Source organism: Kitasatospora sp. NPDC051164 (assembly GCF_044455625.1).
GTDB lineage: Bacteria > Actinomycetota > Actinomycetes > Streptomycetales > Streptomycetaceae > Kitasatospora.
The window spans coordinates 98,955-111,622 of sequence record NZ_JBITFB010000025.1 but is presented as its reverse complement, the minus strand read 5'-3'; the positions used below and the strand labels follow the sequence as shown (position 1 = coordinate 111,622).

The following is a 12,668-nucleotide window of genomic DNA, read 5'->3' as shown; positions in this document are numbered from 1 at the left end:
CCTCGGGTGGGCCGTGGCCTTTTTGGCGCTTCCCTACGACTGAACGCCGTCTCACGCGGATGGCCTCGATCCGGGCGCCCGGCTTGAGTGGACCTTGAGCGGCACCCCAGATGACCGACCTACATTACTGAGGGACGGCCCTGACCTGCGCTTTTGTTCATGCTCAGATCATCGGACCATCATCTGCCCGACAACCCCCGGTATTCGAACGAACACCCAGCGCTCCGGCTCCGACCCGCCCGCTTCTGTGCAAGCCTGACAGCTAAACGAACTCGACCTTGTACGGAATCGACGCCGAAACCAGCGCACGGCCCCTCGTACAGTCATAAGTGAAGAAAGTGATTCGCGGCCGGGGGCACAGCAGACGTTGGCTGTCGGACAGTTCCCTCACCCTTGGAGTGGTTCGAGATGACGGTTGTGCATGAGGCGCCGGTCGACGGCGAGGTTCCCGAGGTCCCGGCCGACGCCCGCGGTCGGGTCGCCGAGCTGCACGAGCTGCGCGAGAAGGTCCGCCGCGGCCCCAGCGACAAGGCCACCGAGGCCCAGCACGCCAAGGGCAAGCTGACCGCCCGCGAGCGCATCGAGCTGCTGCTGGACGAGGGCTCCTTCCGCGAGGTCGAGCCGCTGCGCCGGCACCGCGCCCAGGGCTTCGGCCTGGAGGCCAAGAAGCCGCACACCGACGGCGTCGTCGTCGGCTGGGGCACCGTCCACGGCCGCACCGTCTTCACCTACGCGCACGACTTCCGGATCTTCGGCGGCGCGCTGGGCGAGGCCCACGCGCAGAAGATCCACAAGATCATGGACATGGCCATCGCGGCCGGCGCGCCGCTGGTCTCGCTGAACGACGGCGCCGGCGCCCGCATCCAGGAGGGCGTCACCGCGCTGGCCGGCTACGGTGGCATCTTCCAGCGCAACACCAAGGCCTCCGGCGTCATCCCGCAGATCTCGGTGATGCTCGGCCCGTGCGCCGGCGGCGCCGCGTACTCCCCCGCGCTGACCGACTTCGTCTTCATGGTCCGCGAGACCTCGCAGATGTTCATCACCGGCCCGGACGTGGTCCAGGCAGTCACCGGCGAAAAGATCAGCCAGAACGGCCTCGGCGGCGCGGACGTGCACGCCGGCGTCTCCGGGGTGGCCCACTTCATCTACGACGACGAGCAGTCCTGCATCGAGGAGGTCCGCTTCCTCCTGTCGATGCTGCCGCAGAACAACCGCGAGATGCCGCCGTCCGTGGTGAGCGAGGACCCGGTCGAGCGGCGCAACGACGGCCTGCTGGACCTGGTGCCCGCCGACGGCAATCGCCCGTACGACATGCGCAAGGTGATCGAGGAGATCGTCGACCACGGCGAGTACCTGGAGGTCCACGAGCGCTGGGCCACCAACGTGCTGTGCGTGCTGGCCCGGGTCGACGGCCACGTCACCGGCATCATCGCCAACCAGCCGCAGTCGCTGGCCGGCGTGCTGGACATCAACGCCAGCGAGAAGGCCGCCCGTTTCGTGCAGATGTGCGACGCCTTCAACATCCCGCTGGTCACCCTGCTCGACGTTCCCGGCTTCCTGCCCGGCGTCGACCAGGAGCACGGCGGCATCATCCGCCACGGCGCCAAGCTGCTGTACGCGTACTGCAACGCCACCGTGCCGCGCATCTCGCTGATCCTGCGCAAGGCCTACGGCGGCGCCTACATCGTGATGGACTCCCGCTCCATCGGCGCCGACCTGTCCTACGCCTGGCCGACCAACGAGATCGCCGTCATGGGCGCCGAGGGCGCGGCCAACGTCATCTTCCGGCGTGAGATCAACGCCGCCGAGGACCCGGACGCCATGCGCGCCCAGAAGATCAAGGAATACAAGAGCGAGCTGATGCACCCGTACTACGCGGCCGAACGCGGCCTCGTGGACGACGTCATCGACCCGGCCGAAACCCGCCAGGTGATCGCCTCCGCCCTGGCCATGCTCCGCACGAAGCACGCCGACCTGCCCAGCCGCAAGCACGGCAACCCGCCGATGTAGCAGCGCGGTTCACCGCAGCAAGCCCTACCGAGCACCGCACCGGGCACCACCTCAGACCACAGCAACCGGGGGAGAAACCAGAACATGACCGCTTCCGCCGAACCCCTCGTCCGCATCGTCCGCGGCAGCCTCACCGACGAGGAACTCGCCGCCCTGACCGCCGTCCTGATGGCGCGCGCCGCCGCCGCGCAGCAGGCCGCCGCCTCCGCGCCGATCGAGCCGATCGCCAACTGGCAGCGCCTGGAGCGCCGTCCGGCCTACTACTCGCCGGTCAGCTGGCAGCAGGCCGCCTGACGGCCCGCGGCTTCCGCCGACGGCCGGTCACCCCCATCGGGTGACCGGCCGTCGGCCGTTCCCGGGGAGCGGGCGCACCCTTCGCGTCCGTCCGGTCCGCCCCGGTGCGCCTCGGGCCGGGAACAGCCGACCGGCGGCTCGGTAGGATGCCTGCTGGACGGTATGCCTCCGCCGCCCCGTCGGCCCCATAGGATCGGCCGCTGCCGAGGTACCAGAACTTTCCAGGGAGGCTGCGATGGCCAGGCAGGCCCGCGCACTGGCGACCCGCCAGGCGGTACTCCTCGCGGCGGCCGAGGTGTTCGACGAGCGCGGCTACGCCGCCGCCACGATGTCCGAGATCCTGGACCGCGCCGGCGTCACCAAGGGCGCGCTGTACTTCCACTTCCGCTCCAAGGAGGAGCTGGCGCTCGCCGTCATCGAGGGACAGGGCGCCTGGATCGCCGGCTGGGAGCCGTCCTCGGACAGCTCGGTGCAGAACCTGATCGACCTCGGGTACGCCTTCGCCCGCGCGCTCCAGGACGACCCGCTGGTGCGCGGCAGCATCCGGCTGACCATCGAGCACGGCAGCTTCACCCAGCCGCAGATCGCCGCCTACCAGGGCTGGATGGACCTGGTCCGGGAGCTGCTGGAGCACGCCAGGGACGCCGGCGACCTCCACCCGGGGATCGACCTGGTCGCGGCCTCCGGGGTGATCACCGGGGCCGTCACCGGGATCCAGCTGAGCTCCCAGGTGCTGGCCGACCGGCAGGACCTGATCCAGCGGATGGCCGACCTGTGGACGCTGCTGCTGCCCGGCCTGGTCCAGCCGCACGCGCTCGCCCGGCTGAGCGTGGCCGAGCGCTCCTGACCGCGCGCCCGGGTCGGACCGGGGCCAGGCCGGTCAGAGCCGGTCAGAGCCGGTAGCCGACCCGGTTCTCCGCCGCCACCAGGGCCGGCAGCGCGGCCGTCCACACCCGGCGCACGGCCTCCGGCCGGGGCCGGTCGGTCTCCTCGCCCGCCAGCAGCACCTGGCCGGCCGCCACCGCGGTGAGCAGCTCGGCGGTGGCCGCCAGGTCCACCCCGGGGCGCAGCTCACCGGCTTGGGCGGCGCGGTCCAGCAGGCGGTGGACGACCGCGGTGAGACTGCGCCAGGTGGCGTCGGGGCCGGGCGGGCCGCCCGGGACGGCGTGCCGGCGCGGGCCCTGGCGGCCGAGCCGCACTCCGGCTCGCACCACCAGGTCCTCGCGCAGCATCCGGGCCAGCTCGTGCGAGAAGTCGATCAGTCCCTGGAGGGCCGGGCCGTCGGCGCGCAGGGCACGCAGCGCGGCCGAGCCGATCTCCCGCCCGGCGGCGCCGCGCACCCCGTCGGCGAGGGCCTGCTTGGACACGAAGTGGAAGTAGAGGGCGCCCTTGCTGACCCCAGCGCGGCGGCTGATGTCGACCAGGCTCGCGGCCTCGAAGCCCACCCGCGCGAAGGTCTCCGCGGCGGCGAGCAGCACGGCCTGCCGGGTCCGCCCAGCCCGTTCCTGCTTGACCACTGGCCCCCTCCGGACTCGACCGGGCGTGATCCCCTCCCCGCCCGGCTGCTGTCGGCGCGCCCCCTGCCGGGAGCGACGCTCGCATGCGGACGGCCGCGACCGAAACCGCATGGTTGGTATCTAATCTAGCGCGTGCGTCGCCCCCGCCGTCCAGCGGGGACGGCCCCCCGCCCAAGGTCTGCGGTCATCCGCAGGGCATTGCCCCAGCCCACGGGGCGGGTAGCGTGAGCGGGCCGGGCTGCGCGGCCGGGGCACCCCAGTCGCTGAACACAAACCGGGTGGTCTGTATGTTTTGCTCGGGCGTCCATGGCGGCCGCTCGACCGACACCCTGGGAGCGGGGGCCAGTCATGCCATCGATCGTAGAGCCGGACCCCCACGGCGCGTACGCCCACCCCGGCCCCGGCCTCGGCCCCGGTTCCGGCTACGACTTCCACGACCGGACCGTCTCCCGGCACCTGGTGCACCGCGCCTCGGTGTCCGAGGTCCTCCTCACCGGCTGGCAGGCCACCGGCCCGTACGACTTCCTGCTCGGCGCCCAGTGGCCCCGGCTGCACGGCTTCTACCGGCTGCCCGGGGACCGCTACCACGACCCGGTGCTGATGGCCGAGACCGTCCGGCAGGCCGGGCTGCTGATCGGCCACGCCGGGTTCGGGGTGCCGCGCGGCCACCACTTCGTCATGGACGACCTCTCCTACGCCCTCGCCGAGCCCGGCCTGCCCGGCCTGGCCGTCACCTCCACCCCGGCCTCGCTGATGCTCGCCGTCGGCTGCGAGGACGTCCGGATGCGGCACGGCCGACTGGTCTCCCTGCGAGTGCACGCCGAGGTCACCCGGGACGGCCGGCCGATCGGCCGGGGCTCGGGCCAGCTGCGCGTGCTCTCCCCCGCCTCGTACGCCCGGCTGCGCGGCCCCGGACGGCACGCCGTCGCCCCGCCGCGGCCGCCGGCCCCCACCGCGCCCGAACTCGTCGGCCGCGCACAGCCCGCCGACGTGGTGCTCAGCCCGACCCTGCGACCGGACACCTGGCTGCTGCGCGCCGACGCCACCCACCCGGTGCTCTTCGACCACGAGCTGGACCACGTGCCCGGGATGCTGGTGCTGGAGGCCGCCCGGCAGGCCGCCCAGCGGCTGCGCCACCCCGAGCCGGTGGTGCCGGTCGAGCTGGTGACCTCCTTCGACCACTACATCGAGCTGGACCGGCCCTGCTTCGTCCGGGCCGTCCCCGAGCCGGCGGCGGACGGCCGCCGACTGCCCGTACGGGTCCAGCTGATCCAGGACGGGCGGACGGCGGCCGAGTGCCGACTGCTCACCGAGCCCCTGGACGGGCCGCTGGACGGGCCCGCCGAGGGCCCGACGGTGCCGGCCCGGCGGGACGCCCTCGACGGCCGCACCGCCGCGCCGGGCCTCGGCAGCACCCGGCTGCCGCTGGCCAGTTGACCCCCGCTACGCGGCCACCAGCGCCGATGACGGCCGCCGCCCGGCGTGCATCACGCTGAGGTTGGTCGCCAGCCTGACCGGGTCCTGGGCCAGCCAGAGCCGCAGCGCCGCCCCCAGGGCGGCACTGGCCGACTCGATCCGGACGTCGGTGATCTGCGCGATCCGGGCCGCGCCGGGCACCAGCAGGTCCGCCAGCGCGGACGGCAGCCAGACCGTCAGGGCACACGGTGCGGGCATCGCGAGCGCCCCCAGCAGCCGGTAGGCGTCCCCCGGCGCGCTCAGCGTGGGAATGATGTCCAGCAGAGCGTCGGCCACCACCTCGGACACGTCGCTCCGGTGTCCCTGGGCGAGCCGGCGGAGCAGCATGCGCTCGGCGGCGGTGATTCGGACGGTCAGCATGACCTCTTCGCACTCCATTGCGCGATTTCCTCCTCAGTTCCCTCTCGCGCCGACCGGCGGCCGGCACGAACTACCCCTGTCACACCTCGGCCCGGCTACCTTCTGCGGAGAGCCGGGCCGGTGGGTGGTTGCGCCCCGGTCAGATCCCCGCGTACGAGTGCTTGCCGGTGACGAAGATGTTCACGCCGTAGAAGTTGAAGAGCCAGAAGGCGAAGGCCGCCAGCGCCAGGTAGGCCGCCTTGCGTCCCTTCCAGCCGGCCGTCGCCCGGGCGTGCAGGTAGCAGGCGTAGGCGACCCAGGTGATGAACGACCAGGTCTCCTTCGGGTCCCACTCCCAGTACTTGCCCCAGGCCGCCTCGGCCCAGATCGCGCCCGCGATGATGGTGAAGGTCCAGAGCGGGAAGACCAGGGCGTTGATCCGGTAGGACAGCTTGTCGAGGGTGGACGCGGCGGGCAGCCGGCGCCAGACCGACGCCGGGGTGCCCAGCGGGCCGGTGGTCAGACCGGCCGCGATCCGCTTGTCGAAGGAGTCCTTGCCGAGGTAGAGCAGCGTGGCGATGAACGCCGCGTAGAAGGCGCCGCCGCAGAAGATCGCGGTGGAGACGTGGATCGCCAGCCACGGCGAGTGCAGCGCCGGGACGAGCTGGTCGGAGTCGGTGTACAGCATCGACGTGGCGATGCCGAGCGTCAGCAGGACCGCGATGGTGACCGGCAGGCCGAGCCAGCGGACGTTCTTCCGCGCGGCCAGCAGCACGATGTACGCCGCCGCCATGGCCAGCGCGAAGGCGCAGGAGAACTCGTACATGTTGCCCCACGGCCAGCGGGACACCGAGAGGCCGCGGGTGATCACGCCGCCCGCGTGCAGCAGGGACCCCAGGACGGTGAGCGAGACCGCGATCCGGCCGGCCAGGTCGGCCTTCTCGCTGGTGCCGGCCGCGCCCGGGCCGTCCACCTCCTCCTCGCCGCGTCCGCTGGTGACCACCGTCGCGCCCTCGCCCGCCAGGGCGGTGCGGGTCAGCGTGGTGGTGCCACCGTTGGCGCCCGCGACGGTCACCGTGACCTTCTTGCCGCCCTTGGTGCCGGCGGCGGCGACGGTCTCGGCCAGGTTCCCCGACTGCTCCTTCGAGCGGACCGCGACGGCGCCCTTGCTGCCGAAGGTCCACTCGAAGATCTGGGCGAACATGGCGATCGTGTAGACCACCATCGCCGAATAGATCAGCTTGTTGGAGAGGTCGGCCAGGTGTGGGTCGACCCCCGAGGCGAGATGCACCGTCTACTCCTTGGAGTTCTGGTCGGCGGGGACTGCGGGGTCTGCGGGGTCTGAGGCCTCGGCCTCGGTGTCAGCGGATCCGGCGGCGGCTTCCTCGCCGTCCGGAGCCGGGGTGTCGTCCTCGTGCTCGTGCTTGTGCTCGCCCTCCCCCTCGGAGGCGGGGGCGTCGTCCTCCTCGGAGGCGGGGGCGTCGTCCTGGAGGTCCACCGCGAGCTCGGCCAGCTCCTCGGCGATCTTCGCCGACTCGCTGCGGCCCAGCCCGGCCAGCTCCACCTGGGTGCCGCCGCCCGGCAGGGCGACCGCCCGCACCCAGATCCGGCGGCGCTGCACGAACAGCGAGCCGATCAGGCCGAGGATCGCCAGCACCGCACCGGACAGGGCGATCGCGTTGCCCGGGCGGTGCGAGACGTCGAAGCTGGCCCAGCGCTTGTAGCCCTCGAAGGTGACGGTGCCGTAGCCGTCCGGCAGGTCCCACGCCTGGCCGGGCCTGAGCCGGATCTTGGCGGGCTGGCCGTCCTGGGTCAGCTGGGTCATCTTCCGCATGTTGAGCTGGTAGATGTTCTGCGGCAGGCCGGAGTCGGTGCCCAGGTCGCCCGCGTAGGCGTTCAGGACCAGCTCCGGCGCCGCGTCGTCCGGGAACAGCGAGATCGGACCGGTGCCCTCGAAGCTCACCGGCGCGGTCGGCAGGAAGAAGCCGCTGAAGCCGAGCTGGGTCCGCTGGCCGTCCTTCTCGCCGTAGTCGGAGACCTTCACGACGCCGGTGGAGGTCTGGTTGGCGTCCTGCGGCAGGAACGGCGTGGCGCCGCTGTAGACGACCTCGCCCTTGGCGTTGCGGACGGTGACGACCGGGGCGAAGCCGTGGCCGATCAGGTAGACCTTGCTGCCGCCGATCTCCAGCGGGTGGTTGACCTCGATCGTGGACTTCTTCAGCTTCGACGCGTCACTGCCGGTCGCGTACTCGACGTTCGCGGTGAACTGCCGGGCGGCGCCGATCTGGGAGCCGCTGGCCTGGAACTTCGCGGTGAAGGTGTCCAGCTTCAGGTAGAAGGGGTCGAGGTCGTCGCTGCCGTAGAACCGGGTGCCGTTGAAGTCGTCGAGCTGGGTGATGGTGTTGGAGTAGCCCTCGCCCTCGACCATCAGCTTGCCGCCGGTGCCCGAGGCCAGGCTGGCCCAGGCGAAGCCGCCGAGCAGCGCGAACAGCGACAGGTGGAAGAGCAGGTTGCCGACCTCGCGCAGGTAGCCCTTCTCGGCGGCCACCGCGCCGCCGGACAGGTCGGCGCGGAAGCCGCGCTTGCGCAGCAGCCGGTGTGCGGCGGCGTTCACCGTGTCGGCGTCCGCCTCGGTGCGCCAGGCCGCGTGCACCGGCATCCGGGTCAGGTTGCGCGGCGCGGCCGGCGGCTGGGCGCGCAGCACGCCGACGAACTGCCAGGTACGCGGGACGATGCAGCCGGCCAGCGAGACGAACAGCAGGATGTAGATCGCGGAGAACCAGACCGAGCTGTAGACGTCGAACAGCTGGAGCTTCTCGTAGATCGGCGCGACGGTGCCGTGCTGCGCCTTCCAGGCCTCGACCTTCAGCTGCCCCTGGCCGTTCTGGTACTGCGGGATCAGCGAGCCGGGGATGGCGGCCAGCGAGAGCAGGAAGAGCAGGATCAGGGCGACCCGCATCGAGGTCAGCTGACGCCACATCCAGCGCGCCCAGCCGAACGCCCCTATGCCGGTCGGTCCGTCGGACTCGACCGGCGCGGAGCTGAGCCGCTCGGCGGCGAGGTCGTCCGGCGCCGGGGGCTGCTCGGTCTCGGTCGTGGTGTTGCTCACGGTCAGATTCCGATCGAGGAGTCGGCGGTCCAGGACTGCAGTTCGCTCATCCAGGAATCCCAGATCCCGGTGACGAGCAGCAGACCGACCACGACGAGCATGCCGCCGCCGATCCGCATGACGAGCGGGTAGTGCCGCTTGACCCACCCGAAGGCGCCCAGTGCCCGGCGGAAGGCCACCGCGGCCAGGATGAACGGTACGCCGAGGCCCAGGCAGTAGAAGGTCATCAGCATGGCGCCGCGCGCGGCGTCGGCCTGGTTCAGGGCCAGGTTCTGGACGGTCGCGATGGTCGGGCCGAGGCAGGGCGTCCAGCCGACGCCGAAGACCACGCCCAGCAGCGGGGCGCCCAGCAGACCGACCGCCGGACGGCGGTGGGAGCGCACCTCGCGCATGCTCAGGCCGGGGACGAGGCCCATGAAGGCGAGGCCCATCACGACGGTCACCACGCCGAGGACCATCGAGATGACGCGCTTGTGCTCCTGCAGGGTGTCGCCGAACTGGCCGAACAGCGCACCGCCGGAGACGAAGACCGCGGTGAAACCGAGGATGAAGAGCGTCGCCCCGAGCGCCATCCGGCCGCGCCGCACGCCGCGCGCGTCCGCAAGGTCGGCCGCGGAGAAGCCGGTCACGTACGACAGGTAGCCCGGGACGAGCGGCAGCACGCAGGGCGAGAAGAACGACACCAGGCCGGCCGCCAGCGCGATCGGCGCGGCCACCAGCAACGCTCCGCTCTGGAGGGTGCCGGTGTTGTCGGCGAGCTGCTGCGGCAGGCTCACTGCTTCTGCTCCGCGACCACCGGCTGCAGGATCGACTCCAGCGCGTCCTCGGTCGTGCCGCCGACGGCGCGGGCGGCCAGCTTGCCGTCGCGGTCGACGATCAGGGTGGTCGGGATGGACTGCGGATTGAGGCTGCCCTTGGGGAACTTGAGCAGCTGGGTGCCGGCCGGGTCGAAGATGCTCGGGTAGGTGACGCCCTGCTCCTGCTCGAAGCGGACGGCGTTGGTCTTCTCGGTGTCCCGGGTGTTGACGCCGAGGAACTGGACGCCCTGGTCCTTGTACTTGTCCGCGACGGCCTGCAGGCTCTTCGCCTCGGCCCGGCAGGGCCCGCACCAGGAGCCCCAGACGTTCAGCACGACGACCTTGCCCCGGTAGTCGGAGAGCTTGGTCTGGCTGCCCTCCAGGGTCTCCCCGGAGATGTCCGGCGCGTCCCCGCGCTTGCCGGCGTCCGCCTTCGACAGGTTGGTGCCCTTGACCGTGACGAAGCCGACCTGGCCCGCGCCGCCGCCGGACGAGCCCGAGGAGGAACAGCCGGTGAGGGCGAGCGCAGCGGCCGCGGCGGTGGCGGCGGCGGCTGCGGCGACACGGGGACGGGGGCGCGCCATGGCAGACATGTGAAAAGTTTCGCATGGAGTTCCGGGCAGGTTCGGGGGGGTCCTGCCTTGCGCGTCGCACCCCCTCTGACCTGCGACGAAATCGGGTCACCCGGCGCTCGCCGGGTGACCCGAAGTCATACTTACGCACCGCTTACGGAGGCGCTCGCGAGTGTCAGGCGCCGAAGCTCTTGCCCACCGGCTTGTCGCCCTTGCGGCCCTTGCCCACCAGGTGCGCGGGCAGCAGGTCGCGGGCCGGTTCGCGGTAGCCGACCGAGACGATCTTGTCGCCCTCGAAGGTGAAGCTGGTCAGCGAGGCCAGCGAGCACTGCCGGTTGCGCGGGTCGTGCCAGAGCCGGCGGCGCTCGACGAAGGACCGGACGATCCAGATCGGCAGCTGGTGGCTGACGCAGACCGCCTCGTGCCCGCGCGCGGCGTCCCGGGCGGCGCCGAGCGCGCCCATCATCCGCACCACCTGGTCGAGGTACGGCTCGCCCCAGGAGGGCTTGAACGGGTTGGTGAGGTACTTCCAGTAACCCGGGTTGCGCAGCGAGCCGTCGCCGACGCCGAAGGTCTTGCCCTCGAAGATGTTCTCGGCCTCGATCAGCCGCGCGTCCGCCGCGACGGCCAGGCCGTGCGCCTTGGCGATCGGCTCGGCGGTCTCCTGGGCCCGCTCCAGCGGCGAGGCCACCACGTGGGTGATGTCCCGGCCGGCCAGGTCCTCGGCCACCCGGTCGGCCATCCGTCGGCCCAGCTCGGACAGGTGGTAGTCCGGCAGCCGCCCGTACAGGACGCCCTCCGGGTTGTGCACCTCACCGTGCCGCATCAGGTGGACGACGGTGATCTCTTTGGCGCTCACTTCTCAACTGCTCCTGGGGCTCGGGGTGGACTGGGCCGTGGCGGCCGGTCTCGCGACCGGGCCGTGGCGACTAGGCCGTGGCGGCGGCAGCGGCGCGCGCGGCGACCGGCAGGGCGGCGGCGATCCGCTCGATCGCCCGCTCGTCGTGGGACGCCGAGACGAACCAGGACTCGAAGGCGGACGGCGGCAGGTAGACGCCCTCGGCCAGCATCGCGTGGAAGAAGGCGGTGAAACGGTACGCCTCCTGGGTCTTCGCCTGGTCGTAGTCGGTCACGGCGGCGTCGGTGAAGAACACCGAGAACATGTTCCCGGCGGTCTGCAGCCGGTGCGCCACGCCCTCCTTGGCGAGCGCCTCGGTGACCAGGCCGGACACCTCGGCGGCGACGGCGTCCACCTTCGCGTACACCTCGTCGGTGCAGCCGCGCAGCTGGGCCAGGCCGGCCGCGGTGGCGATCGGGTTCCCGGACAGGGTGCCCGCCTGGTAGACCGGGCCGGCCGGGGCCAGGTGCGCCATCACGTCGGCGCGGCCGCCGAAGGCCGCGGCCGGGAAGCCGCCGCCCATGACCTTGCCGAAGGTCAGCAGGTCCGGCGCCCAGCCCTCGTTCGCGGCCTCCAGGCCGTACCAGCCGGCCTTGGAGACGCGGAAGCCGGTCATCACCTCGTCGGAGATGAACAGCGCGCCGTTGTCCCGGCAGAGCCGGGCCAGGCCCCCGTTGAAGCCGGGCAGCGGCGGGACGACGCCCATGTTGCCGGGCGAGGCCTCGGTGATCACACAGGCGATCTCGCCCGGGTGCGCCGCGAAGGCCTGCTCGACGGCGGCCAGGTCGTTGTACGGCAGCACGATGGTGTCGCCGGCCTGGGCGCCGGTGACACCCGGGGTGTCCGGCAGGCCGAAGGTCGCCACACCGGAACCGGCGGCGGCCAGCAGGGCGTCCACGTGACCGTGGTAGCAGCCGGCGAACTTCACCACCTTCGCCCGGCCGGTGAAACCGCGGGCCAGCCGGATCGCGGACATGGTGGCCTCGGTGCCGGAGGAGACCAGGCGGACCTGCTCGACCGGGGCGACCCGGGCGACGATCTCCTCGGCCAGCTCGACCTCGCCCTCGCCGGGCGTGCCGAAGGAGGTGCCGCGGGTGACGGCCCGCTGGACGGCGTCGATCACCGCGGGGTGCGCGTGGCCGAGGATCATCGGACCCCACGAGCACACCAGGTCGACGTACTCGCGGCCGTCGGCGTCGGTCAGGTAGGGGCCGGTGCCGGACACCATGAAGCGCGGCGTGCCGCCGACCGCGCGGAAGGCGCGCACCGGGGAGTTGACGCCGCCGGGCGTCACCACGGAGGCGCGATCGAACAGCGACTGGGACTGGGGGGCTTCGTACGGGTAGCTCACGGGAGACATGGTCTCAAATCGTGTCCTTGCCCTCTGCATGTCGGACCCGATCATCTGGAACGATGATCCGGGCACCGTTGTCTGTACGGTTGTCCGTACAGTCCGTACGGACGGGGCCGCTGAGTGCTCCGGAGGACGGACCAGTCAGACTGTGTACACAGAGTGCGCGAGCGCTCCGGTTTGTGTACAGGGGTGTGGAGAGGACTGCCGCGTACCGCGAGTGGGTACGGCGGCGCATGACGGGTAAGGAGCACGTCCGGAGGGACGCCGGACGTGCGGGGGTCTGTCGATTCCGGCGAATTCCG

The 12,668-nt window shown here is 71.9% G+C and carries 12 protein-coding genes; 4 read left to right on the top strand and 8 right to left on the bottom strand.

Features of this window, described 5'->3' with window-relative positions:
• The first annotated feature begins 408 nt into the window (after positions 1-408).
• The 3 genes from ACIBEC_RS32520 (at position 409) to ACIBEC_RS32510 (ending at position 3,151) form a co-directional block, all read left to right on the top strand.
• Positions 409-2,010: an acyl-CoA carboxylase subunit beta gene (locus ACIBEC_RS32520; RefSeq protein ID WP_360495562.1), complete on the top strand. Its 1,602-nt coding sequence runs from the start codon at positions 409-411 to the stop codon at positions 2,008-2,010.
• An 84-nt stretch (positions 2,011-2,094) separates the two neighbouring features.
• Positions 2,095-2,304 carry an acyl-CoA carboxylase subunit epsilon gene (locus ACIBEC_RS32515; RefSeq protein WP_360495565.1) on the top strand — a complete coding sequence of 70 codons (210 nt, stop codon included), beginning with the start codon at positions 2,095-2,097 and terminating at the stop codon, positions 2,302-2,304.
• Positions 2,305-2,539: 235 nt separating this feature from the next.
• A complete protein-coding gene (locus ACIBEC_RS32510; RefSeq protein WP_360495568.1) occupies positions 2,540-3,151 on the top strand; it encodes a ScbR family autoregulator-binding transcription factor in 612 nt (203 codons plus the stop codon).
• 43 nt (positions 3,152-3,194) lie between these two features.
• Here the strand turns inward: ACIBEC_RS32510 and ACIBEC_RS32505 are convergent, their stop codons facing one another.
• The gene (locus ACIBEC_RS32505) at positions 3,195-3,821 is read right to left on the bottom strand and encodes a ScbR family autoregulator-binding transcription factor (RefSeq protein ID WP_360495572.1); all 627 of its coding nucleotides are present in this window, start codon (positions 3,819-3,821) and stop codon (positions 3,195-3,197) included.
• 348 nt (positions 3,822-4,169) lie between these two features.
• Here ACIBEC_RS32505 and ACIBEC_RS32500 point away from each other — a divergent pair, with 348 nt between their 5' ends.
• Entirely contained in the window at positions 4,170-5,258 is a 1,089-nt protein-coding gene (locus tag ACIBEC_RS32500; protein WP_360495575.1) for a ScbA/BarX family gamma-butyrolactone biosynthesis protein, read from the top strand.
• Between the two features lie 6 nt (positions 5,259-5,264).
• On the opposite strand, the gene ACIBEC_RS32495 is transcribed toward ACIBEC_RS32500, so the two are convergent.
• The 7 genes from ACIBEC_RS32495 to hemL all read right to left on the bottom strand — a co-directional run bounded on the left by ACIBEC_RS32495 (position 5,265) and on the right by hemL (position 12,372).
• Positions 5,265-5,675, bottom strand: coding sequence for a hypothetical protein (locus ACIBEC_RS32495; protein WP_360495578.1), 411 nt, complete (start codon positions 5,673-5,675; stop codon positions 5,265-5,267).
• Between the two features lie 121 nt (positions 5,676-5,796).
• Complete coding sequence (gene ccsB, locus ACIBEC_RS32490) at positions 5,797-6,927, bottom strand: c-type cytochrome biogenesis protein CcsB (protein WP_360495581.1); 1,131 nt, start codon at positions 6,925-6,927, stop codon at positions 5,797-5,799.
• Between the two features lie 3 nt (positions 6,928-6,930).
• Positions 6,931-8,745, bottom strand: coding sequence for a cytochrome c biogenesis protein ResB (locus ACIBEC_RS32485; protein WP_360495584.1), 1,815 nt, complete (start codon positions 8,743-8,745; stop codon positions 6,931-6,933).
• A 2-nt stretch (positions 8,746-8,747) separates the two neighbouring features.
• Positions 8,748-9,521 (bottom strand): cytochrome c biogenesis protein CcdA, encoded by a 774-nt coding sequence (locus ACIBEC_RS32480; protein WP_360495587.1) that lies wholly within the window; start codon positions 9,519-9,521, stop codon positions 8,748-8,750.
• Positions 9,518-10,135, bottom strand: a complete 618-nt coding sequence (locus ACIBEC_RS32475) for a TlpA disulfide reductase family protein (protein ID WP_360495590.1) — start codon at positions 10,133-10,135, stop codon at positions 9,518-9,520. Before ACIBEC_RS32475 ends, ACIBEC_RS32480 begins: the two co-directional genes overlap by 4 nt.
• Before the next feature lie 154 nt (positions 10,136-10,289).
• On the bottom strand, positions 10,290-10,940 hold the full coding sequence (locus ACIBEC_RS32470) for a histidine phosphatase family protein (RefSeq protein WP_360496072.1): 651 nt from the start codon (positions 10,938-10,940) through the stop codon (positions 10,290-10,292).
• 103 nt (positions 10,941-11,043) lie between these two features.
• Positions 11,044-12,372 carry a glutamate-1-semialdehyde 2,1-aminomutase gene (hemL, locus tag ACIBEC_RS32465; protein WP_360495593.1) on the bottom strand — a complete coding sequence of 443 codons (1,329 nt, stop codon included), beginning with the start codon at positions 12,370-12,372 and terminating at the stop codon, positions 11,044-11,046.
• Positions 12,373-12,668: the final 296 nt, after the last annotated feature.